Annotated in this window: 19 protein-coding genes; 8 read left to right on the forward strand and 11 right to left on the reverse strand. The window is 67.0% G+C overall.

Annotated features, from left to right (window positions below; genetic code table 11):
* The first annotated feature begins 34 nt into the window (after positions 1 to 34).
* Positions 35 to 1,840, forward strand: coding sequence for a DUF885 domain-containing protein (locus LRP66_RS01845; RefSeq protein ID WP_230480790.1), 1,806 nt, complete (start codon positions 35 to 37; stop codon positions 1,838 to 1,840).
* Here the strand turns inward: LRP66_RS01845 and LRP66_RS01850 are convergent, their stop codons facing one another.
* From LRP66_RS01850 to LRP66_RS01865, 4 genes are all read right to left on the reverse strand, one after another.
* Positions 1,841 to 2,332 (reverse strand): nucleoside deaminase, encoded by a 492-nt coding sequence (locus LRP66_RS01850; protein WP_230480791.1) that lies wholly within the window; start codon positions 2,330 to 2,332, stop codon positions 1,841 to 1,843.
* Positions 2,333 to 2,384: 52 nt separating this feature from the next.
* The gene (locus tag LRP66_RS01855) at positions 2,385 to 4,268 is read right to left on the reverse strand and encodes a glycoside hydrolase family 2 protein (protein ID WP_230480792.1); all 1,884 of its coding nucleotides are present in this window, start codon (positions 4,266 to 4,268) and stop codon (positions 2,385 to 2,387) included.
* A gap of 142 nt (positions 4,269 to 4,410) precedes the next feature.
* On the reverse strand, positions 4,411 to 5,988 hold the full coding sequence (locus tag LRP66_RS01860; protein WP_230480793.1) for a glycoside hydrolase family 43 protein: 1,578 nt from the start codon (positions 5,986 to 5,988) through the stop codon (positions 4,411 to 4,413).
* Positions 5,985 to 7,226: an MFS transporter gene (locus tag LRP66_RS01865; protein ID WP_230480794.1), complete on the reverse strand. Its 1,242-nt coding sequence runs from the start codon at positions 7,224 to 7,226 to the stop codon at positions 5,985 to 5,987. The genes LRP66_RS01860 and LRP66_RS01865 overlap by 4 nt, the downstream gene beginning before the upstream one ends.
* 139 nt (positions 7,227 to 7,365) lie before the next feature.
* On the opposite strand from LRP66_RS01865, the gene LRP66_RS01870 reads away from it, so the two are divergent.
* Complete coding sequence (locus LRP66_RS01870) at positions 7,366 to 8,418, forward strand: LacI family DNA-binding transcriptional regulator (protein ID WP_268992426.1); 1,053 nt, start codon at positions 7,366 to 7,368, stop codon at positions 8,416 to 8,418.
* A gap of 121 nt (positions 8,419 to 8,539) precedes the next feature.
* Here the strand turns inward: LRP66_RS01870 and LRP66_RS01875 are convergent, their stop codons facing one another.
* The 3 genes from LRP66_RS01875 to LRP66_RS01885 form a co-directional block, all read right to left on the reverse strand.
* Complete coding sequence (locus LRP66_RS01875; RefSeq protein WP_230480795.1) at positions 8,540 to 9,532, reverse strand: glycoside hydrolase family 43 protein; 993 nt, start codon at positions 9,530 to 9,532, stop codon at positions 8,540 to 8,542.
* 16 nt (positions 9,533 to 9,548) lie between these two features.
* Entirely contained in the window at positions 9,549 to 12,536 is a 2,988-nt protein-coding gene (locus tag LRP66_RS01880; RefSeq protein ID WP_230480796.1) for a TonB-dependent receptor plug domain-containing protein, read from the reverse strand.
* A 301-nt stretch (positions 12,537 to 12,837) separates the two neighbouring features.
* Positions 12,838 to 13,305 carry a Fur family transcriptional regulator gene (locus tag LRP66_RS01885; RefSeq protein ID WP_230480797.1) on the reverse strand — a complete coding sequence of 156 codons (468 nt, stop codon included), beginning with the start codon at positions 13,303 to 13,305 and terminating at the stop codon, positions 12,838 to 12,840.
* Positions 13,306 to 13,412: 107 nt separating this feature from the next.
* On the opposite strand from LRP66_RS01885, the gene LRP66_RS01890 reads away from it, so the two are divergent.
* From LRP66_RS01890 to rpsI, 3 genes are all read left to right on the forward strand, one after another.
* Complete coding sequence (locus tag LRP66_RS01890) at positions 13,413 to 14,468, forward strand: COX15/CtaA family protein (protein ID WP_230480798.1); 1,056 nt, start codon at positions 13,413 to 13,415, stop codon at positions 14,466 to 14,468.
* A 122-nt stretch (positions 14,469 to 14,590) separates the two neighbouring features.
* Complete coding sequence (rplM, locus tag LRP66_RS01895) at positions 14,591 to 15,070, forward strand: 50S ribosomal protein L13 (protein ID WP_042488064.1); 480 nt, start codon at positions 14,591 to 14,593, stop codon at positions 15,068 to 15,070.
* Positions 15,070 to 15,618, forward strand: a complete 549-nt coding sequence (gene rpsI / locus LRP66_RS01900; RefSeq protein WP_230480799.1) for a 30S ribosomal protein S9 — start codon at positions 15,070 to 15,072, stop codon at positions 15,616 to 15,618. Before rplM ends, rpsI begins: the two co-directional genes overlap by 1 nt.
* A 90-nt stretch (positions 15,619 to 15,708) precedes the next feature.
* Here the strand turns inward: rpsI and LRP66_RS01905 are convergent, their stop codons facing one another.
* A complete protein-coding gene (locus tag LRP66_RS01905) occupies positions 15,709 to 15,894 on the reverse strand; it encodes a hypothetical protein (RefSeq protein ID WP_230480800.1) in 186 nt (61 codons plus the stop codon).
* A 138-nt stretch (positions 15,895 to 16,032) separates the two neighbouring features.
* On the opposite strand from LRP66_RS01905, the gene LRP66_RS01910 reads away from it, so the two are divergent.
* The 3 genes from LRP66_RS01910 (at position 16,033) to LRP66_RS01920 (ending at position 20,127) form a co-directional block, all read left to right on the forward strand.
* Entirely contained in the window at positions 16,033 to 16,923 is an 891-nt protein-coding gene (locus tag LRP66_RS01910) for a DMT family transporter (protein ID WP_230480801.1), read from the forward strand.
* Between the two features lie 83 nt (positions 16,924 to 17,006).
* The gene (locus LRP66_RS01915) at positions 17,007 to 17,807 is read left to right on the forward strand and encodes a hypothetical protein (protein ID WP_230480802.1); all 801 of its coding nucleotides are present in this window, start codon (positions 17,007 to 17,009) and stop codon (positions 17,805 to 17,807) included.
* Positions 17,808 to 17,874: 67 nt separating this feature from the next.
* Entirely contained in the window at positions 17,875 to 20,127 is a 2,253-nt protein-coding gene (locus LRP66_RS01920) for a glycoside hydrolase family 3 N-terminal domain-containing protein (RefSeq protein ID WP_230480803.1), read from the forward strand.
* Between the two features lie 5 nt (positions 20,128 to 20,132).
* Here LRP66_RS01920 and LRP66_RS01925 read toward each other — a convergent pair whose 3' ends face one another.
* From LRP66_RS01925 to modA, 3 genes are read right to left on the reverse strand one after another with little or no spacing between them, the layout of a single operon-like run.
* Positions 20,133 to 20,738: an ATP-binding cassette domain-containing protein gene (locus tag LRP66_RS01925; protein ID WP_230480804.1), complete on the reverse strand. Its 606-nt coding sequence runs from the start codon at positions 20,736 to 20,738 to the stop codon at positions 20,133 to 20,135.
* Positions 20,728 to 21,417, reverse strand: coding sequence for a molybdate ABC transporter permease subunit (modB, locus tag LRP66_RS01930; RefSeq protein ID WP_230480805.1), 690 nt, complete (start codon positions 21,415 to 21,417; stop codon positions 20,728 to 20,730). Before modB ends, LRP66_RS01925 begins: the two co-directional genes overlap by 11 nt.
* Before the next feature lie 7 nt (positions 21,418 to 21,424).
* Complete coding sequence (modA, locus tag LRP66_RS01935) at positions 21,425 to 22,177, reverse strand: molybdate ABC transporter substrate-binding protein (protein WP_230480806.1); 753 nt, start codon at positions 22,175 to 22,177, stop codon at positions 21,425 to 21,427.
* Positions 22,178 to 22,219: the final 42 nt, after the last annotated feature.

Consider the following 22,219-nt stretch of genomic DNA (forward strand, 5'->3'; position numbering starts at 1 on the left):
TGACGCGACCGCGCGGGACCGCCATCAATCGGGAATGATAAGCCATGTCTCGCGTCGCGAAACCCTGATCGGCCTGGGGGCCGTGTCCGCCACGGCCTCCGCGCGAGCGATCACCCCCGCCGGGAACGACGCCGCTGCGCTGCTCGATCGGCTTGCCTGGCAGTTGCTTGCGCTCGTGCCGGAACGGGCGACGACACTGGGTGTCGACACCGGAGTCCATGCCGGATTGCGGCGGACTCTCGAGGATCGCTCGCCGGCCGGGGTCGCGGCGCGGCAGCAGTTCCTGCGTAGCGGCCTGCGCGATCTGGGTCGCGTTTCTCGGGCCGGGTTGGATGCGTCGATGGCGACCAGCCTTGCGGTGACGCAAACCGCGTTCCAGACCGCACTCGACGGCATGGCCCTCCCCTACGGCGTGGCGACGATCGGGGACTGGCGCAACACGCCCTATGGCGTGATCCAGAATGTCGGGTCCTGGCTGGACGTGCCGCAGATGCTCGACGGGGACCAGCCGGTTCGCGACAAGGCGGATGCCGAGGCCTATCTTGCCCGGCTTGCCGCGATGCCAGCGCAGCTCGACGGGGAGACGACGCGCATCCGCCAGGCGCGCGAGCAGGGCGTGGTGCCTCCGTCCTTCCTGCTCGACAAGACGATCGTCGGCATGACCGGGACGATCGCAGCGGCGGCGAAGACCGACGGACCGCTGGTCGGACCGCTGGCACGCAAGGCGGCGGCCGTGCCCGGTGACTGGACGACGCAGGCGGCGCGGATCGTCGCCAGGTCGATCGTCCCCGCGCTGGAGCGGCAATTGGCCGAATTGCGCGCGCAGCGTGCCGTCGCCACGGACGCGGCGGGGCTGGGCACGCGCCCGCATGGTCCGGAATGGTACGCCTGGGGCCTTCGCGCGGGCACGACGACGCGTCGCAGCGCCACCGAACTTCACGAGATGGGCCGTGCCCGCCTGACCGAGCTTCAGGCGCAGATGGATGCTATCCTGCGCAAGGCCGGGCTGACCGAGGGCAGCGTGGCCGAGCGGACCATCTCCTATCAGCGCCGTCCGGGGATCGGCTTTCCCGATGGCGACGAAGGGCGACGGCAGATCGTCGCCTATATGCAAGCGCGGGTCGATGCGATCCGCCCTCGCCTGCCCGACGCCTTTCGCAAGCTGGCGCGCGGGCATCTGGAAATCCGACGAATGCCGGTCGCGCAGGAGCCCGGCGCTCCGGCGGCCTATGGCGGCCCCGGCACGATCGACGGACGCGAGCCGGGCAAGGTCTGGGTCAATCTGGGCGACCCGTCGATCCATAACCGCGTCACCATTCCCGATCTCGTCTATCATGAAGGGATTCCGGGGCATGTCTGGCAGGGCGAATATGCCCAGCGCCTGCCGCTGATGCGGTCGATCCTGGCGTTCAACGCCTATTCGGAAGGCTGGGCGCTCTATGCCGAGCAGCTGGCGGACGAATTGGGCATGTATGCGGACGATCCGGCCGGGCGGCTTGGCTATCTCATGGGTCTTGCCTGGCGCGCGGTGCGGCTGATCGTCGACACCGGCATCCATGCGCTCGGCTGGTCACGCGACAAGGCGCTGGCCGAGTTCATCGCGGCCACCGGCCTGCCGCGCAGCAACGCGGTCAGCGAGGTGGATCGCTACTGCGCCTGGCCGGGCCAGGCCTGCGGCTATGAAGTCGGTCGCGCCGAAATTGTCGCGCAGCGTGCTCGGGCCAAGGCGGCGCTGGGTCCGCGCTATGATCTTCGCGATTTCGACCAGGCGGTGGTCGATGGCGGCAACGTGCCGCTCGACGTGCTCGCGATGAACGTGACGCGCTATATCAAGGGGTAATCACAGATTGGCCTGCTCCTCGGCGGGCAGCGCGGCATCGGGCGGGTAGTAGAGCGCGGCGCATTCGTCGCGCAGGCACCCGCCCTCGATCACGATATCGTCGCGGTAGGCGTCCGCGACGAAGCTCAGCGTATCGACATGCCGCGCCTCGAAATACATGGCGTGGACGTCGTCACGCCCCGCGCCATAGACGACGCGGCCGACCTTCGACCAGATCGACGCCATGGTACACATGCCGCAGGGTTGCAGCGTCGAGTAGAGCGTCGCGCCGCGCAGCTCCAGCGCGCCCTCGCCTTCGCAGGCGCGGCGGATCGCCATCATCTCCGCATGCGCGGTCGCGTCGGGCAGTTCCTGGGTCTGGTTCCGCTCGGCGGCGATCACCCGGCCGTCCAGCACGATCACCGAGCCGAGCGGCGAGGTCGACGGATCCGATCCCTTCGACCGGGCCACGTCGATCGCCATGCGCATCCACTTTTCGTCTTCCTGGGTCATGCCCTCCTAACGCCGTGACCGAGGTTATGGGTGCAAGCCCTTGAGACTGAACCTATCGTTCGGAGGCCTTGCGCATGTAATAATCGCTGAGCACACCGAACGCCTCCTTGCGCTGACCGGTTTCGGAGATCAGGCCCTTGCGGTTCCAGCCTTGCTGGAAATCGGGATTCTGGCGACGTGGCGACCGGAAATCCTTGAGGATCCAGGGCGACATGCCACGCAAGCTGGGCACGCCATCGGCCATGCCCAGCGTCGCGCGGTAATAGTCGGCCTGGAAGTCCTCGGAGAATTTCTGCCTGTTGTCGGGGTCGTGGAACCCGGCCCGGGCATCGGCGCCGAATTCGGAAAAGATGAGCGGCTTGTCGGATGGGACATGCCATTCGCTGCGGGCAAGGTCGGACAGGCGGTCCTGCGAGTACCAGCCGTTATAGGTGTTGATCGCCAGCACGTCGAGCACGTCGGCCAGCGGATCGGCCAGCGTCATGACGGGATGGTCCGCCCCCCGCCCCCGTTCGACCAGCAATGCCGCGCTGATCAGTCGGCTGTCATCCATCCGCCTTGCATCGGCCACGAGCGTGCGGAGGAAGACGTTGCGGGCATCGGTCACCGGCGTCTCGTTGGCGACGCTCCAGATCGCGATCGACGCGCGGTTGCGGTCGCGCAGGATATTCTCCGCCAGCATCGTCCGGGCGCGATTCAGCGTGTCGGGGTTGGACCAAGCGACACGCCAGTAGACCGGAACCTCGCTCCAGACGATCAGGCCGAGTTCGTCGGCCAGCCGCAGCGTCACGTCGGAATGCGGATAATGCGCCAGTCGGACGAAATTGCCGTGCAGCCCGTCCTTGATCTCGCCGAGCAGCGCACGCGACGCGGCCGGGGTCATCGCGCGGGTCGGGTCGACGCCCAGTTCCTCCTCGTGCATCGAGATGCCGCGCAGGAAGATCGGCTTGCCGTTCAGCAAGATGTCCGCGCCTCGCCGCGTGATCGTTCGGAACCCGATCCGATCGCGCCACCGGTCCTCTCCGGCGGTGATCGCTACGTCATAGAGCCGTGGCCGCTCGGGCGACCAGCGGACGAGCGCGCGCGGTGCGGCCATCGTCGCCCGCCAGTTCCCCTGCGCGTCGGTCACGCCCGCGCGGTCGAGCCCCAGTTCGGCGATCGTCAACCGCACAGGTCGGTTGCCCGCCCCGGGCCCGTCGAGATGCATGTCGACCGCCAATCGCCCGTCACGGGTCAATCGCACCCATGCATCGTCCACATAGGTGTCGGGCGTCCGGATCAGCCGGACCGGACGGGTGATCCCGCCATAATTCTCCCAGTCGGTGACGGGTGGCGGCACCGTCGCCTCGGTCGCCTGCGAGTCGACGCCGACCGTGATCTGGTTCTGGCCATCGCGCAAGGCACGGGTGACGTCGAAGGCGAAGGGGGTGAAGCCGCCCTCATGCCGCCCGATCTCCTTGCCGTTCAGATAGACCACGGTCGCATAATTGGCCGCGCCGAAGCGCAGGAAGTAGCGGCCCGACCGCGCCCCCGGCACCGCGAACGTCCGCTGATACCACATCAGCCCGTCATAATGTCGCAGCTCGGGCGCATGGGTCAGCCACGACGAGGGCAGGCTCACCAGCGGCGAATGCGCCATGTCGAATTCATAGAGGACCCGGCTGTCCTTCGCCATCGCCGTACTGACATCGACATCGCGCCAGCGCTGCTGCCCCGCATCGGGCATACCGCCGTGAAATCCAGCCAGACCCGAACGGAATGGGTCGATGGAATAATGCCATGGCCCGGAAAGGTCGGTGCCGTCGCGCAGGTCGGCCGCGACCAGCAGCGGGCCCGGCGGCGCGCCCGCGACCGGCGCGAGCCCTTGCGCCGCAGACGGCCCCGCCACGGTCAACAGAATGCCGAGAACGATCCCGCAAACACCTGTCCTGCCCATCGCCCTGCTCTCCCCTGTTACCACATCAGCGAGAATGCCGTATCCGCCAGCCCTTGATCGATTCACGCATCTATCGGCACCGGATACAGCCTGTTCGCTACCGTTCAGCCCCCCTCATCTCTGTCCGATCACGGCAGGCCGATCAAATCTCGCTATAGTGGAAATGGCGGAAATCGGCCGGATGCCCGGTCCCCGCCATATCCTGACAGGCCATGCCGACAAAGGTGCCGGTGAAGTTGGGCAGTCCCGCCAGCGTCGCCTCGTCCGACAACAGGCTGGCGTCGCCGATCGTATCGAGCCACCGCCATTCCTCCGCCCCGTCCGCGCGGAAGGCGAAGCGCAACGTTTCGTGATCGGCCGCGACCCGCAGTTCGATCGGGCCTGTCGACGCGGGCATGGGCGAGGTCATCAGGCTCTGTCCCTCTCCCGTCGGCAGAACCGACAGGAGCTGGACGAGCTTGCCGCCTGCATCGTCGGCGGTGATGTGGAGATAATAATATTTCGAGCTGTTATAGTAGCAGACGAGCCCCGCCGCCTGCTGGAAATGCTCCGGCTCGAAGTCGACGAGCGTCGTCGCGTCGTAGCGGAACGCCGTCTGCCGACGCGCGACCAGCGCCTGCTCGAAATGACTGCCGATCGAGTCGCGGCCGAACAGCCGCAAATGCCCCGGCCGCTCGGTCAGGCTGAACAGGCGGTCCGCATGAGGGCTGCGCAGCCACTGGAAGGCAGGCGGCAGGGTCGTGGTGTCGAAGACGGTCCGCTCGTCGACCGGCACGGCCTCCCCCGTCTCCGCAACCGCCTCGGCGCAGCGCAGCCAGCCGTCATCGCCCCAGCGCATTCGCCGGATCGCCGTTTCGCGCCCCATCACGCAGCGATCGCTGACCGGCATCGGGCGCCCGCAGAGATAGGCCATCCAGGTTTCGCCGTCCGGGGTCTCGACCAGATCGCCATGCCCCGTGCGTTGCAGCGGCGCGGCCGGATCGTGCCGCGCGGTCAGTACCGGACCGTCCGGATGAACCTCATAGGGGCCGAACAGGTCGCGCGACCGGGCCATCACCACGGCATGGCCGCGCTCGGTCCCGCCTTCCGCGACCAGCAGGTGATAGTAACCGTCGCGCTTGTAGAGATGCGGCCCCTCGGTGAAGCCCAGCTCGGTCCCCGCAAAGATGCGGCGACGCTCTCCGAGCAGGCGGCCGGTGGTCAGGTCCATCTCCTGGATGGCGATCCCGGCGAAGCGCTTGTGATCGGGCCTGTGGTCCCACAGCATGTTGAGCAGCCAGCTCCGCCCGTCGTCGTCATGGAACAGCGCCGGATCGAAACCGCTGCTGTTCAGGTGGACCGCGTCGCTCCACTCGCCGTCGATCCGGTCGCAGGATACCCAGTAATTGTGGAAGTCGCGCAGCGACGCGCCCTTGGCTCCGTCGACCGTGGTGCGGCCATAGCGCTTCACATCGGTGAAGATCAGGTGGAAGCGCCCATCCTTGTAGCTCAGGTCCGGCGCCCAGACGCCGCAGCCATCCGGATTGCCGCGCATGTCGAGCTGGCCCGCACGGACCAGCGGCCGCGCGACCAGCGTCCAGTTCGCCAGGTCGCGGCTATGGTGGATCTGGACCCCCGGATACCATTCGAAGGTCGAGGTCGCGATGTAATAATCCTCGCCCACCCGCACGATGGAGGGGTCGGGGTTGAAGCCGCGCAAAATGGGGTTGTTGATCGTCATGCGGGTTTTCGCACCAGGGTCCAGAGGAGCGCCGCGCCTGCCAGATCGAGCAGGCCGAGCAAGATGAAAAAGGGTTGATAGCCGACCTGATCGACCAGCGAGCCGAGCGTCAAGGTGAAGAGCAATACGCCGAGATTGGCCGCCGTGCCCGAGACGCCGGTCGCCGTCGCCACCTGATCCTGCGGGAACAGGTCGGAGCACAGGGTGATGACCGTGACCGACAGCGTCTGATGCGCGAAACCGCCGAGGCAAAGCAGTCCGATCGCCGCGACGGGGCTGTCGACGCTGCCGACGAACATCATCCCCGTCATCAGGAGCGCGCCCAGGGTGAAGGCGCCGCGCCGCGCGTCGATCAGATTGACGCCGCGCCGCTGGAGGAACGCGACCACGGCGGGCCCGAACAGGCAGCCCAGATCGGCGGCGAGGAAGGGCAGCCAGGCGAACAACGCGATCTGGCTCAGGTCGAAATGCCGCGCCTGGACGAGGTAGAGCGGCATCCACAACGACAACATGCCCCAGACCGGATCGGCCAGGAACCGTGCGGCCGCGATCGCCCACAGGTTGCGGCGGCGAAGCAGCTCGCCCAGTGGCGGGCGACGCCGCTGCTTGGCGAGCGACGCCTCCTGCCCGCCGACGATCAGCGCGCGTTCGCCCGCCGACAGCGAGCGATGCCGGGCCGGCGGCGAATACCAGAACAGCCAGGCCAGGACCCAGAGCAGCCCCAGCCCGCCCGCGACGAAGAACGCCGCGCGCCAGCTATGATGGAAGACCGCCCAGGCGACGAGCGGCGGCGCGAAGACCGCGCCGAACGACGCCCCGATCTGGTAGATGCCGCCCGCCACGCCGCGTTCGCGCGCGGGAAACCATTCGGCGACGACCTTCATCCCCGCGGGCTGTGCCGATCCCTCGACCAGCCCCAAAGCGCCGCGAAGCCCGGCAAAGCCCAGCCAGCCGTTGGCGAACCCATGCCCCAGCGTGATCAGCGACCAGACCGCGACGAACAGGCTGAACCCGAATTTCAGGCCGAACAGATCGAGCAGATAGCCCGCCACCGGCTGGAACATGATACCGAACTGAAACGCGCCGGTGATCCAGCTATATTGCTGGGACGAGATGTGCTGCTCGGCCATGATCGCGGGCGCGGCGACGCCCAGGATGCTGCGCGTCAGATAGTTGATGACCATCGCCGCGACGAACAGCGCGATGATCGTCCAGCGGATATAGGGAAAACGCTTCATGTCCGGTCTCCGCGCGTCATAGCGTCATTCCCGATCCGGCGCAGGCGATGACCCGCTTTGCCCTCTTCACCCCGTCCCGTCGCGCCGCTATCCGCAGAACGTGGCGCCTGCGGGGCGCGGACGACAGGACAGGACGCCCTTGACGCGTAGCAAAGGCCGCCCACGCGGCGTGACGATCATCGACGTGGCCAAACAGGCCGGCGTCTCGCCCATGACGGTGTCGCGGGTGATCAACGGCGATGTCGGCGTCCGCGACGAGGCGCGCGCCCATGTGCGCGAGGTGATCGCCCGGCTCAACTACACGCCCAATCTGATGGCGCGCAGCCTGGTCACCGCCAGCGAGATCCGCATCGGCGTCATCTATTCCAATCCCAGCGCGGCCTTCATGAGCGAGCTGCTGGTCGGCGTGTTCGAGGAAGCTTCGACCCGCGCGGCGCAGCTTTTCCTGCTGAAGGGCGAGCAGGGCAGACCGCCGACGCGTGAGGCGATCGAGGGGCTGATCGCCCAGCGTATCGCCGGACTGATCCTGGCGCCACCACTCGGCGAATCGAGCTTCGTGCGCGAGATCATCCGTGAGGCGAACCTGCCCGTCGCGGTGGTCGGCGGCGTCGCGCCCGATGCGATCTGCGTGTGGATCGACAATGCCAGAGCGGCCTATGACATGACCCGCCACCTGATGGGGCTGGGCCATCGGCGCATCGGCTTCGTCCACGGCAATCCCGACCAGAGCGCCAGTATCGAGCGTCTCGCGGGCTTCCGGCGCGCGGTGGCCGAGGAGGCGGGCCTCGAGACGCAGATCGTCCAGGGCGACTATAGCTATGCATCCGGATTGCGCGCGGGCGAGGCGATGCTCGGCAGCGAGCGACCACCGACCGCGATCTTCGCCAGCAACGACGACATGGCCGCGGCGATCGTGTCGGTCGCGCATCGCCGCCATCTCGACGTGCCCGGCGATCTGACCGTCGCGGGCTTCGACGACAGCACGGCCGCGACGACACTCTGGCCGCCATTGACCACCATTCACCAGCCGGTCCGCGCGCTGGCGACGGCGGCGCTCCAGATGTTGATCCAGGACATTCGCGCGGGATCGCCCTCCGCCAACGGACGGCCGCGCGTGACCGTGCTGGATCACCAGCTTGTCGAGCGCGACTCCACCGCTCCGCCGCGTGGCGGAAATCCCTCCGTCGCCTAAGCGCGGCCCGGGGCATCCGGCGGGTGACGGTCTGACGGTCGCCGAAGATCCCGGCTTTCGCCGGGATGACGGCTCATGAAGACGCGGGTCGTTGTGGGGAGGATGGAATCGGATCACCGGATCAGCGTGTCGGTGCCGTCACACCGGCTTCGGTCTGCACGACCGGCTTCATCGTCCCGTCGGGGTTGTAATAGAGCCGCTCGACCGTCACCGCGCGCCGTCCGATGGCCCCGCTCTGGTCGCCGATCGCCAGATTGGCGTTGTGCAGGAACAGATAGGACTTGCCCTTGAAGTCGGCGATCCCCGGATGGATGGTGAAGCTGTATTTACCCGACCCCGTCAGCAGCCCGCGATAGGTCCAGGGCCCCTTGGGTGACGGCGCGGTGGCATAGGAGATATGCTCGTCCCGCTGGGTCGTCCGGTCGAGCGACGCATAGGTGAGGTAATAGAGCTTGCCCCGCTTGTGCAGCCAGGGGCCTTCCTCGAAATGCGGCGGCGTGATCTCGGTGATCGGGCCGTCGATCTCGATCATGTTGGGCTTCAGCTTGGCGATATAGCATTGCCGGTTGCCCCAGGAGATCCAGGTCGTGCCGTCGTCATCGGTCATGACGGTCGGGTCGATATCCTCCCAGCTATGCGTCCCCTTGGGCGTCATCTGGTTGGTGATGAGTGCCGATCCCTTGGCGTCGACGAACGGGCCGGTCGGCTTGTCCGAGACGGCGACCGCGATCGCCTTGCCCGGATGGGTGTTGTCATGTTCGACCGCGGCATAGAACCAGTATTTGCCGTTCTTGTAGATCGCCTGCGACGCCCAGGCGTCCTTCTTGGCCCATTTGAAGTCGCGAACGTTCATGATCGGCCCATGCGGCGTCCAGTGGCGCACGTCGGTCGTCGAATAGACCAGCCATTCCTTCATGTTGAACATCTCGTCGCGCTGCGCCTCGTCATGCCCGACATAGAGATACAGCCGGTCGCCGACGACCAGCGGCGCGGGGTCGGCGGTAAACCGGTCGCGGATGATCGGGTTCGAACCCGGCGTGGCGGGCGGGGTATCCGCCGCCATCGCCATCACCGGAAGGGCGGCCAGCATTACCGCCCCGATCATCCGCGCCATCGTCATTTCATCACCCTCAGAAGTTGAACCGCACACCCGCCCGATAGACGCGGCCCAGCACGTCGTAGAGCGCCGGGTTGACGAAATAGGGCGACTTCGCCGGATCGCGATTGAAGACGTTGTCGACCTTGAAATAGGCGGTGACCGCCTTGGTCACGTTATAGGTGCCGCCCACGTCGAAATAGAAGGCGCCGGGGATGAAATTATTGTCGATTGTCGGTCGGTTGGCGGTCGAGGCGGGGCAGCCCGTGGTGCACTGGATATACTGGTTGCCCAGCTTGCCGTCGCTGAACCACCGCTCCTGCAGCAGCAGCGACCAGTCGTCGGTGGCATAGGTCTGCACCGCCAGCCACTTCCACTTGGGCGTGCTGCCGATGTTCACGCCCGCCGTGTCGTTGGGGATCGTGTTGGGCAAGCCCGTGTCGGTGATGAAGCGGCGGATGTTCGTCGCCAGCGCGCGCAGCGTCAGGCTGCCCGGCAGGCCGAGCGGGTTGCGCCAGCGATAGCTCGCCTCGATATCGAAGCCGTCGGTCAGGATCGACGCGAGGTTGAAGGACTGGACGTTGATGAAGTTGGGACCATTGGGATTGTTCAGGTTGAACGCACCGCAGGTCTCGGGCGCGACGTTCAGGTAGCACAGGTTGACGATGTCCTGCGCGCCCAGGCTGGAGATCACGTCGGTGATCTTGATCTTGTAATAGTCAACCGAGAGGCTCAGCCCCGGGATCGCCTGCGAGTTGGAGAAAGCGATGCCCAGCGTCGTGTTGCGCGCGATTTCGGGGGTCAGGTTGACGTTGCCGATGGTGTTCTGAAGCGCCAGCACGTTGACGTTGCGGAACGGGTCGAAGAAGCCGGGTAGCGTCGTCGTGACGGGTGCCGCGAACAATTCCGACAGGTTGGGCGCGCGCACGTCGCGCGAGGTCACGCCGCGGATGCGCAGCCCGTCGACCGGCAGGTCCCAGGTGCCGCCGATCTTCCACGCCCAGACCGTGCCCGAGGTGCTGTAGTCGGTGACGCGCACCGCGCCGTTGATGTTGGCGCGGCCCCCCGCCTCCGAATTGATGATCGGCAGGTCGGCCTCGACGAACGCTTCCTTGACGCTGTAGGCGCCGGTCCCGTTCTTGTAGTTGCCCGCATACCAGTTGTTGCCATCGACCAGCAGCGCGGGGTCGGCCGGATAATTGGCGTTGGCCGGGGTGTTGGCGAAGCCCGCGCCATAGGGGTCGGCGCGGACGCGGTAGAATTCGTGTCGGAATTCGCCACCGAACGCGATCGACACGGGCCCCGCCCAGGACGAGAAGGGCGAGCCCGAGAAGTTCAGGCTGATCACGTCCTGTGTCTGGCGCGTGCGCTGATAGGGACCGTATTGCGGCATGATATAGCTCATCGCCGCCGCCGACGGGTTGCCGCCGAAGATGTTGAGCGGCTGGCAGCCATTGGCACGCGCCGTGGCGTCGGCGCAGACGATCGCGCCGTTCAGCGTGGTCGCGTTGATCGCCTGGTTGAACCGGCGCGACAGCATGATGTTGCTGACATCGACATCGGTATAGTTGGTGCCGTGCTCATAATACATGTCGTAGGACCAGTCCGACCCGGCGACGGACTCGCGACCCTTCGCGCCCGCGACGAAGCGGAACTGGCGGCGATCGGTATAGACCTGCGTATTGCCGAGCGCGGCGTTGCTGGTGCCGTACTGGAAGTTGGTGATACCCGCCGTGGCGCAAGCCGCCTGGACCAGCGCGGGGACATAGGGATTGGCGCACTGGATGGTCAGGTTGGGGCGGTTCTGGCCACCGACCGGCTGGTTGTTGGTCTTCACCTGGCCGATATTGATCGTGCCGTAGATCTCGCCATTGGGCGCGAAGTCGTAGCCGATCCGACCATAGCTGTTCACGCGCTGGATCTTCGACTGGAGCGAGCGGCCCGCATCGACGTTACCCGACAGGTCGCCGCCCTGGCAGAAGCCGGGCAGACAGCCGATGACGCTCCCCGCCGCATTGCGCGCGGGCACGCCGTTCGAGCCGTACTGGAACTGGAACGGCCTGCCCGACTGGTCGAACGCGATGCCCTGGAGCGGGCCCGCCGTGATCAGGCCGTATTTGGTGTAGTTGTAGGACTGGGCATAGTCGCGGAACAGATATTGCGGCGACCCGTCGTTCAGCACGTTGCGGTTGATCAGCGTCGACTGGCGGAACCAGTCGCGGCCGCCCGCCAGACCGATGCCGAACTCGCCGCCGCCGACGCCCTCTTCATGCGCATATTCGGTGCTGGCGATGACGTGCAGCGTGTCGTTCAGCAGGCTGGTGCCGCCAGCGAGCTGGACCAGCACCTGCCCGTCGTCGCCATAGGTGGTCACGCCACCCTGAACATTGCCCTTGATCCCCTTGAACCGGGTATCGGTGATGAAGTTGACCACACCGCCGACCGCGTCCGACCCATAGGAGGCAGAGGCACCGCCGTTGACGACGTCGACCCGCTTGATGAGCAACTGCGGGAACAGGCTGATGTCCGGCACGCCCGTCACGTTCGCGCCGACGACGCGCTGGCCGTCGAGCAGCGTCAGGGTGCGGATCGCGCCCACGCCGCGAAGCGAGAAGGAACTGAGGCCCTGCTGCCCGCTCGAGGTGCTGAACGTGTTGGTCGCCGTGCCGGTCGACCCCTGGAGCGAGGGCAACTGGGCGACGGTGGTGAAGATGTTGGGCTGCGCGTTCGCCGCGATCTGCTCTTCGCCGATCACCGTGGTGGGCGTCGGCGCGGTAAAGCCGCCGGTCGTGATGCGCGAGCCGGTGACGATCACTTCGCGCGTGCTGGACTCGTCCGGCTCGGCGGCCTGATTGGGCGGAAGCGCCGCCGCATCCTGCGCCGGGGTCGCCTGTGCCGCGACTTCGGGCGTGGTCTGCGCCCAGGCTGGAAGTGCCAGAATTGCGGATGCCAGGACGGCCAGGCTGGCCGCGCCCATCGTGCGACTCCGCAGACGGCGCGCACGCGTTCCCTTCGTGATCATGATCCTCTCCCTTTCGATTCTGTTTTATCTGGTAACGTTACCAGCTTCATTTCCTGTTTCATGACGGGTGTCAATGTTCGGAAATGATACAAATGTCAGAGAATTGGCTGGTGAGACTGAAATGCCACAGGTGCGAGTGGCTATTTATCCCCCACCCGTTACGAAGGGAAAAGGGTAGCACAGACTTGGTATTGTGCCGGGCGACGGCTCACCCCCTCACGCAAGCCGCGCTAGCCAGCGAGTCGGCACGCGCTCATCCCTGCCCAAGGGAGAGCGATAACAAATCCGGCCCTGGCGGTCGTCAGTTCCCCGCGCAGGCGGCGCAGCGGCCGCGTACTTCGATCACGGGTCGCTCGGGGCTGAACCCGGCCCCGCGCGCGGCGTCCCGAACCGCGCCGGTCAACCGGTCGTCGTCGATATGCGTGGTCTGCCCGCATTTGTCGCAGACCAGAAAGATGCAGTCGTGCATACAGTCGGGATGCGCATTGGCGACATAGGCGTTCGCGCTCTCGACCCGGCGGGCCAGATTGGCACCGACGAACAGGTCGAGGATGCGGTAGACGCTGTTCGCCGCCACCCGCCGTCCCTGCGACTTCGACATGACGTCGGCGATGTCATAGGCCGAGGCGGGCTTCTCGAACCCGGCCAGTGCCTCGAACACGCTGGCGCGCATGGCTGTCCACTGCTCGCCCGCGCGCTCCAGCGTCGCCTTTGCCGCATCGGCGAGATCGGCCCCTTCGGGCTCGTGATGGGTATGCACATGCGCCATGATCTGGATTTAGGCTTTGCCGCCCCCGGGAGCAAGGTCCGTCGCCATGGCCCCAAGGGGCATTCCGTCCACTTTCGCGCGCCGGTCCAGTCGCCTATGTCGGGACCATGCTGCAACCGAGCCCCGCCTTCATGGTCACCGCCCGCCCCCGCGCCGTCGCCCGCTGGCTGTTCGCGGTGGCCGGGCTGATCGTCGCGATGGTCGTCGTGGGCGGCATCACGCGCCTGACCAACAGCGGGCTGTCGATCACCGAATGGAAACCGATCACCGGCATCATACCCCCGCTGAACGACGCGCAGTGGCAGGCGGAGTTCGCCAACTACAAGCGCATTCCCGAATATTGGACCTTCAATCGCGACATGACGCTGGCAGGGTTCAAGGCGATCTTCTTCTGGGAGTATCTGCACCGCGTGCTCGCGCGGGTGATCGGCATGGCCTTTGCCCTGCCATTGATCTGGTTCTGGGCGCGCAAGGCGATCCCGGCGGGGTATAAGCCGCGCCTCGTCGCGCTGCTCGCGCTGGGCGGTCTTCAGGGGGCGATCGGCTGGTGGATGGTTGCCTCCGGCCTCGTCGAGCGGACGGATGTCAGCCATATCCGCCTGACCGTACATCTGCTGACCGCGCTGTTCATCCTGGCCGGGATCGTCTGGACCGCGCTGGATCTGCGCGCGCTCCACCGGGACCGGCTGTCGGCCCCTGCCCGGCTGACCGTGCCGGGTACGGCGGCGCTCGTGCTATTGTTCGTACAGCTTATGTTCGGCGCGCTGACCGCCGGGCTTGACGCGGGCTATGCCTTTTCGAGTTGGCCGTTGATGGGCGATGCCTGGTTCCCGGCAGGCGTGCCGATGATGCGCCCGGCGATCGCCAACGCCTTTGACAACCCCGTCGTCGTGCAGTTCATCCACCGCTGGTTCGCCTTCGCCGCCGCCGCCGGATTGGTCTGGCTCGCCGTTCGCGCGATCCGGGCAGGCGCACTGCGCGCCGGATGGCTGGTGATCGCACTGGTCCTCGTTCAGATCGGCCTGGGCATCGCCACCCTGCTGTCGGGCGTTCAGATCGATATCGCGGTCTCGCACCAGGCCAATGCCGCGCTCCTGCTGATCGCCGCGACCGCCGCCGCGCACCGCCTGGGCAGCAGCGTTCGGAGCATTAGGGTATCATAATACCCGTCAGCAAAGCCGCGCTTTGCTTGACATTTTGACGACGGATCAGCATTGGACCCTCGTTCGCGCCGCCCGAGACAAAGGGCGGCGTGTTGCATTTCAAACCGAAAGGTCTCACGCCCATGAAGGCGCTCATGAAGACCACCAAGGCGGCCAAGCCGCACGAGGTGGAGAAGAAGTGGCATATCGTCGACGCCGACGGCCTGGTTGTCGGCCGCGCCGCCACCATCATCGCGAACATCCTTCGCGGCAAGCACAAGACGTCGTTCACCCCGCACGTCGACTGCGGTGACAATGTCATCGTCATCAACGCGGACAAGGTGCGCTTCACCGGCAACAAGCTGGGCCAGAAGGTGTACTACAAGCACACCGGTTATGCCGGTGGCATCAAGGGCATCACCGCCGCCAAGGTCCTGGAAGGCCGCTTCCCCGAGCGCGTCCTGGAAAAGGCCGTCGAGCGCATGATCCCCCGTGGTCCGCTGGGCCGTCAGCAGATGCGCAACCTGCGTATCTTCGCCGGCACCGAGCATCCGCACGCCGCGCAGAACCCCGAAGTGCTCGACATCGCGAGCATGAACCGCAAGAACAAGGTGGGCGCATAATGTCTGACAACCGCCAGTCGCTCGCCGATCTCGGCGCCACGCTGAACCAGCAGGCCGCCACCGCGACCGCGCAGCCCGCCGCCGTCGAGGGTGAGGCGCCCGCCGCCGCTCCCGTCGAGCGCGTCAGCACCACCCCGCTGCGTCAGCAGGAACTGGACAAGTTCGGCCGCGCCTATGCCACCGGCCGTCGTAAGGACGCCGTGGCTCGCGTCTGGCTGAAGCCGGGTTCGGGCAAGATCACGATCAACGGTCGTGACCAGGAAGTCTATTTCGCGCGTCCGACGCTGCGTCTCGTCATCAACCAGGTGTTCGGCATCACCGAGCGCGAAGGTCAGTATGACGTGATCTGCACCGTCAAGGGCGGTGGTCTGTCGGGCCAGGCCGGTGCGGTCAAGCACGGCATCAGCCAGGCGCTGACCAAGTACGAGCCGGTGCTCCGCGCTCCCGTCAAGGCCGCTGGCTTCCTGACCCGCGACAGCCGCACGGTCGAGCGTAAGAAGTATGGCCGCGCCAAGGCGCGTCGCAGCTTCCAGTTCTCGAAGCGCTAAGTCGCTGGCAACCCCGGATCGCGAAAGCGGTTCGGGTGCCTGCCGCGCGATACGAAGGGGTGGTCCGGCAACGGGCCGCCCCTTTGCCGTTCAGGACGGCCGCGACTTCACCAGCGCCGTGACCGAAATCGAGCAGACCAGCACCGCCAGCCCAAAACCACCCGCCGCCGCCCAGAGCCCGATCGCGACGTCCCCGAAATAGGCGCCGACGACAAAGCCGATCAGCGGCAGGATAATCAGCAGCAGGCATCCGATCATCACCATCGGTACGGGCAACGTCGGTTCGTGGAGCGGGTTCCGGCTGCCAGCCCGCAAAGGCCCTTCGCACTCGCAGCACCCCGCTTTAGGTGAGGCCCCCTCGCCTGTCGCACAGGGGAGACGGAAGAAGTTCAACGGCCCTGAGGAGCGTCGCATATGGCCAACCCGCTGTGGATTCCCGCCACCATCGCCGCCTCGGTCTTTCAGGTCGGCCGCAATGCGCTGCAACGCGGTGTCATGTCCTCGTCGGGGCCGTGGGGGGCGACGTTGGTCCGGTTCCTGTTCGGCCTGCCCTTCTCGATCCTGTTCGTCACGGTCGCGCATTATCTGGTGCCGAACGTAGATCTCCACTGGAGCGGCGCCTTCTGGCTGTCGGCGATCGTCGGCGCGGCGGCGCAGGTGCTGGCAACCGCGGCATTGCTCGACGCGATGCACCGGTCGGGCTTCGCGGTCGGCACCGCGCTCCAGCAAAGCTCCCTGCCGCTCGCCGCCCTGCTCGGGCTGATCGTGTACCACGACCGGATCAGCGCCACCGCGTGGCTGGGCGTCGCGATCACGACGATCGGCCTCGTGGCCCTGTCGTGGCCGCCGCCCGAACAGCGCAAGGCGTCGCTGATCGGGGCGGCGATGGGACTGGCCTCGGGCCTGTTCTTCGGTTTCTCGCTCAACGCCTTTCGCCACGCCGCGCTCGCGCTGGAGCCCGCGCATCCGGTCTTCGCGGCGCTGGTCTGCGTCGCGGTGGTGCAGGCGATGCAGACGGTCGCGCTGGGCCTCATCCTCGCCTGGCGGGACCCCGCGACGCTGGCCGAGGTCGTTCGCCGCTGGCGTCCGTCGCTCGGCGCCGGACTTTGCGGCGCCTGCGCCTCGGCGGGGTGGTTCGTCGCCCTGGCCCTGTCCCCCGCCGCACCCGTCCGCGCGCTCGGCATCATCGAGGCGCCGATCGCGGCCTTGGCCGGGCACCGGCTGTTCCGCGAGCGGCTGGGCGCGCGGCAGATCCTGTCGGGCCTTGCGATCGTCGGCGGCGTCCTCCTGACGACCCTGTTCTGACGATGCGATCGCCCGCGATTGCAGAATCCCGACCGAGCCAATAGCCTCCGCCGGAACACCGACCTCGACGGAGGAAAATGCGGATGAGCCGGACTATGTTTTCCCGTGTGCTGGCATTGGGGTTGATCGTAGTTGCAGGGCAGGCGCCAGCCGCGGCACCGCAACCCTTCGACCTGTCGCGTCCCTTCGCGCTGCCCGCCGGATGGAAACTCATCGGAAGCCAGGGCCCCGGCGTCGAGGATGCGGGCGGCAACCCGGCACCCGGCCCGCTCCACCTCTGCATCACCCGCGATGACGGCAAGACCTGTCACCCGGCGCTCGACGACATACTCGCCTCGCCCGGCGAGCATGGTGACTTCGATGTGGCGCATTACCTCAATATGGTCCGGGTCGTTCACCCGCGCGCCGGTCGCCCGCTGCTATGGGTCGAGGCGGCGAGCATCCATGGCGGCAATGGTGACCAGCTGGTCGGTCGCATGGCGCTCGCCTTCGACCGGAACAGCGGCGGCTTCGTCACCGTCTTTCGCCAGACGACAGGGCGGAACAACAACCAGGATATCCGCTATGTCGATCAAGGCCCGCTGAACGGCACGATCATCTCCGCCGTTCCGACGCAGGATGCGCCCTTCGGCTTCTGGATCGTCGTCAACCGGATGGCCAGCGACGGTCGTTATGCCCCCGTCCTGCGCTATCGAAGCGGCACCCGCTATGGCGACGGCAACACGCTGGCGGTGATCGATTCCGAGATGCCCGAGATCCAGCGTCGCCTGAACCTGTGGAAGCCCGGCCAGCCACTCCCCCTGCCGGATCAGCCCTGCCCCCGGCCGCACCTCGTCAAGACGGTGCTGTGGTGCGCCGCCCCGCCCGCGCGCGGTAAGTCCTGACCGCTTGCCCGCACGCCTGGCGAGGCGTAGCGACATGACAAAATCATCACAAAGCAGGAGAGCGCCCATGTCCCCCGTCCCGATGCTGGACCGCCGCCAGATGTTGAAGGCCGGGGCGACCATCGCCGGGCTGTCGCTGGGCGAAATGGCGTTGGGCGGTGCCGCCTTCGCGCAGTCCGACCGGATCGAAAGCCTGATCCGCCAGATGACCCCGGCCGAAAAGGCGGGGCAGCTGTCCTGCTTCTCGGATCAGATCCGCCCGATCGGGCTGCCCTTCAATCCCGGCCTTCCCGCGCGCAACGACGCCGCCGCCCAGCTGGCGCGAATTCGCAAGGGGGAGATCGGCATGCTGTTCAACGGCGTCGGCTATGCCGGCGCCAAGGCGGCGCAGGATGCGATGATGCAGACCCGGCTGAAGATCCCGCTGATCTTCGCGGGCGATGTGATCCACGGCCTGCGCACCGCCTATCCGCTGCCGATCGCAGAGGCCTGCGCCTTCGATCCCGACCTCGCCGAGCGAACCGCGCGAGCGGCGGCGATCGAGACGACCGCGCTCGGCATGCAGTGGACCTTCGCGCCGATGGTCGACGTCGCCCGCGACCAGCGCTGGGGCCGTGTGGCGGAAGGGTCTGGCGAGGACATCTATCTCGGCACCAAGCTCGCCGTCGCGCGCGTGCGGGGCTTCCAGGGGCGCGACCTGCGCGACCCCACCAGCCTCGCCGCCTGCGCCAAGCATTTCGCCGCCTATGGCGCGGTCAGCGGCGGCATGGATTATAACTTCACCGAAATTTCCCCCGCCACCCTTCGCGAGGTGCATCTCGCGCCGTTCAAGGCCTGCGTCGATGCGGGCGTCGCGACGATCATGTCGGCGTTCAACGATATCGACGGGGTCCCGGCCTCGGGCAATCACTGGCTGCTGACCGATCTGCTGCGCGGCGAATGGGGCTTCAAGGGTATGGTCGTCGGCGACTATACCGCCGACGAGGAACTGATCGCCCATGGCTATGCCGCCGATGGCCGCGATGCCGCCAAGAAGGCGTTTTTGGCGGGGATGGACATGGCCATGGCGTCCAACCTGTTCAATCTCTGGCTGCCCGATCTGGTCGAGAAGGGCGAAGTCCCGGTCGCACGGCTGGACGAAGCGGTTCGCCGCGTCCTTTCGCTCAAGCAGGCGATCGGGTTGTTCGACAATCCCTATCGCTCGATCAGCCAGAAGGCCGAGCGGACGCAGGTATCGACCCCCGCGATGCTCAAGCTGTCGCGCGAAGCCGGTACGCGGTCGATCGTGTTGCTCAAGAATGACGGCGACCTCTTGCCGCTCAAGGCCGATCCCGGGCGCATCGCGTTGATCGGGCCGTTCGGCGAGGACCGCGACAATGTCGTCGGTACATGGGCCTTCATGTCCGATGCCAAGCTCAACGTCTCGATCGCACAGGGGCTTCGCAACCGGAAACTGGCGGTCGATGTGGTCAAGGGCTCGGACGTCGAGGCCGCCCTCCCCGGCGGCATCGAGGCGGCTGTGGCGGCGGCGCGTGCGGCCGACGTGGTGTTGCTCGCGATCGGCGAGACGCAGATCATGTCGGGCGAGGCGCAGTCGCGGGTCGATATCGTCGTGCCCGAGGCGCAGATGGCACTGGCCGAGGCGGTTGCCGCGACCGGCAAGCCGATCGTCGTGCTGCTTCGCCACGGCCGCGCGCTGGCGCTCCACGGCGCGGTCAAGGACGCGCCCGCGATCCTCGCCACCTGGTTCCTCGGATCGGAAAGCGGCAATGCCATCGCGGACATAGTGTTCGGCGACGTGAACCCCTCGGCCAAGCTGTCGGTCAGCTTCCCCAATGAAAGCGGGCAGGAGCCCTATTTCTACAATCACAAGACGACCGGTCGCGGCGCCCCCGAAACCGGCGCGCAGGAATATCGCGCGCGCTATCGCGAGACGAAGAACGAGGGACTCTACCCCTTCGGCCATGGGCTCAGCTATACCCGCTTCGCCGTCTCCGACGTCGTCGTGCCCGCACAGATGACCGACGCGCTGGAGGTGACCGCGACCGTGACCAACACCGGCGCCCGCGCGGGGACCGAAGTCGTCCAGCTCTATATCCACGACAAGGTCGCCAGCCGCACCCGCCCGATCCGCGAGTTGAAGGGGTTCGAACGGGTGACGCTCGATCCGGGTCGATCCAGGACCGTCCGTCTGCGGCTGACCCGCGACGATCTGCGCTTCTGGGGGGATGGCCGCTGGGTGGTCGAGCCGGGGCAGTTCGACCTGTGGGTCGCGACCAGTTCGGTCAATGGCGAGCGAAAGAGCTTCGAACTCGCCTGAGCCGATCAGAGCCGGACGATCGCCGTGGCGATTCGTTCGGCTTCCTCCGGGTCATGCGTCACCATCAGGATCGGAATCCCGGTCCTGTCGCGCACCGTGACCAGCGCGGCGAGGATCTCCTCCCGCCGTGCACGGTCGAGCGATGACAGCGGCTCGTCGAGCAGCAGGACGCGGGGATCACTGAGCAGCGCGCGGCCGATCGCCACGCGTCGCGCTTCCCCGCCCGACAGGCTGCGCGGCCAGCGATCGAGCAGATGACCGATGCCCAGCATCGCGATCGTCGAGTCCCATGCCCCGTGATCCTCCCCCATGCCGTAGCGGAGATTGGCCGCGACCCGTCGATGCGGGAAGAGTCGCGGCTCCTGAAAGACATAGCCGATCCGGCGGCGCTCGGGCGCGACATCGATCCGGGCATCGGAGTCGAACAGCGTCTCGCCCGCCACCCGGACATGGCCCGCCTCGGGGTGAAGCAGGCCCGCGACCATGTGCAGGATGCTGGTCTTGCCGACGCCGGATGGCCCGAACAGTACGGTCGCGCCCGGTCCGGTCGCGAAACGCGCCGCGATCCGCGCCTCGCCCCGCGCGATCGAGACGTCGACGTCAAAGGACATGAAGGCCCCGTCCCATCCGCCGAGCCAGCCATTCCGATGCGACCAGCGCGATCAGCGACAGCACCACCGACACCGCGGCGAGCCGCCAGACCATGTCCTCCCCACCCGGCCGTTGCAGCGCCGAATAGATGGCGAGCGGCAGCGTCGCCGTCTCACCGGGCACGTTGGAGACGAAGGTGATCGTCGCGCCGAACTCCCCGATCGACCGCGCGAAGCCAAGCACCAGTCCCGCCAATATTCCCGGCGCGCAGAGCGGCAGGGTGATCGTCGCGAAGACCCGCACCCGCCCCGCACCCAAGGTTCGCGCGGCCTGCTCCAGTCGCGGATCGACCGCCTCGAGCGACAGCCGGATGGCACGCACCATGAGCGGCAGCGCCATCACCGCCGCCGCGATCGCCGCCCCCGTCCATCGGAACAGCACGCTGACCCCGAACCAGTCGGCGAGCCAGTGCCCGACCGGCCCCTGCGGCCCGAAGGTGAGCAGCAGCACCCACCCCGTGACCACCGGCGGCACGACCAGTGGCAAATGCACGATCCCGTCGAGCAGCATCCGCCCCGGAAACCGGCACCGCGCCAATAGCCACGCCAGCGCGAAGGCGATCGGCAGCGTCACCAGCATCGCCGTGCCGCCGACCAACAGGGTCAGTCGGACGATCCCCCATTGCTCGGGCGACAGCATCAGCCGGTCATCGCGTCGAGAAGCCGTAGCGCCGGAAGATCGCCTTGCCTTCGCCCGACAGGAGGAACCGGCGGAACCCCTCCGCCTCCGCATTGGTCGAGGCTTTCAGACGGGCGAGCGGATAGGTGATCGGCGGATGGCTCGCCGCCGGGAACAGGCCGACGACATGGACCTGGCGAGAGGCCCTGGCATCCGTCTCATAGACGATGCCATAGGGCGCCGCCCCCCGCTCGACGAGCGCGAGCGCCGCGCGGACATTCTCCGCGCGCACGACATGTGGCGCCACCATGGCCCAGGCGCCGAGCTTTTCGAGCGCGGCCTTGCCATATTTACCAGCGGGCACGCTCTCCGTATCCGCCATGGCGAGCGGCCCGGCGGACAGGGTCTTGCCCAGGGAACGGGTCGTGACCTGTCCCCCCTGACCGACCGGCGCGATCACCACCAGGCGATTGCCGAGAAACGCACTGCGTGTCCTGTCGGCGAGCAGGCCCTCCTTCTGGAGGACGTCCATCCATTCCTCACCGGCGGAGGCGAACAGATCGGCCTTGCCTCCCGCCTGAACCTGCCGTGCGAGTGCGGAGGACGCGGCGAAGGAAATGACCGGACGGGCATGACCCTTCTTGGCCCAGGCATCGGCGGCGGCGGTCATCGATTCCTGCAGGCTGGCGGCAGCCAGTACCAGCGGCGCGCGGTTCTGCGCCGCGACGGGCGCGGTCAGGCAGAGGGCGCCGAGCAGAGCGGCGAATCGAAACCCCTTCATCGGCGGCGTCCCCTTTTTACGATCATCATGGCGTCAGGCCCT

It is taken from the genome of Sphingomonas sp. Leaf21, assembly GCF_916858675.1.
Classification (GTDB): Bacteria; Pseudomonadota; Alphaproteobacteria; order Sphingomonadales; family Sphingomonadaceae; genus Sphingomonas.